Raw genomic sequence first — 1,212 nt, forward strand, 5'->3', positions numbered from 1 at the left:
AAGTTACCTTTTTTCTACAACATATAACCTGAAATGTGAAAGTCATCATGGATAGGGATATTCAAATTAGGTGAAAATTTCTTCATATTTATGTTGTCAAATCTTGTTAAATTTATTAATCTAACGATTAACTAACTGTTAGGTCATCAGACTGATGGTTCTAACCCCTAAGTTATATGCCGAGAAGATTGAGTAAAATATTGGGTGTCACTCGGGAAAACCTGGAGGAAAAAGGAGTTTTTGACTCTACAATTGACTTTGATAGTCGATTGCACCTTGATCCTGCATTGCTAGGCAAAAGTCGAATTCCAGAATTTATAAAAGCGAAAGAAAAGGTTTCTACTTACTTTACAGATATTCTGCGCTTGATTAAGCACTCAAAGAAGGAAGGCGATGCTTTATGGCGGGCCGCCTTAAAGAAATTAACATTTGGGGAAGGTTTGCATTCTAGTTTAGGGTACTCTGAAAAAGGAACTGCAGGCAGCGGTATTGGGCCGGAAACCGCAGAAAGGATTTTAAAAACTGCAAAGGAAATTGTTGATGCTGGAATCAGCGATCCAGCTATTTTTGAGTTAGTTCCCGTTCTTGAGGAAAGGATCGGGCCCGATCGCATAAGCGATATGATGTCTATTATATTAGAGGAGGAATTTGTTTCTTTCACAAATAGGGTAGCCAGGGAATTGGAAGTTATTGTTCCAACAACACCTGGCGGTAAACAAATAATTTTTATACCAAAAAGTCTATTGAGTGACTTACCCGTAGCGGAGGAATGGGAGGATGTTCATATTGCGGCAGCATATAACGAATCATTAAGGCAAATTCTTAATAATCTTATAGGAGTAACATGGAAAAAAGCAGCAGCAAGATACTCTAAGGAGGAGCTTCGTAGATTGCTTATAAATAATCCGGAATTACTTAAAGAGCTTTTAGAAAAATATAAAAATAGACCAGGGAATGGATATGATTTTGAGGTTGACCATTTAGGGATTTTATTGTGGGACGTTTTAGGAAAGCAAATCTCTGAAAAATATCAGATCAATCTTAAAAGATATGGATCGATAACATCTGATAACATTTTAGCAATCGTAAAAAAAATTTGTCAGCAGTACTCTAGCCTGATTGAGTTCAATGGTTTGGTGGAACATCTTTATGACAATAATGGGAGTCTTCGGCCGGAGCGATTTCCACAATTGCTCTTATTTGCAGTGGCTG

Annotated in this window: 1 protein-coding gene; it reads left to right on the forward strand. The window is 37.2% G+C overall.

The window, feature by feature from the left end; all coding sequences use genetic code 11:
* Positions 1–176 precede the first annotated feature (176 nt).
* Positions 177–1,212: DUF8370 family protein (locus A4R26_RS10765; protein WP_081163791.1), on the forward strand; the 1,036-nt coding region annotated here is incomplete at its 3' end.

Source organism: Niastella populi (genome assembly GCF_002078015.1).
In the GTDB taxonomy this organism is placed as follows: Bacteria; Bacteroidota; Bacteroidia; order Chitinophagales; family Chitinophagaceae; genus Niastella; species Niastella populi.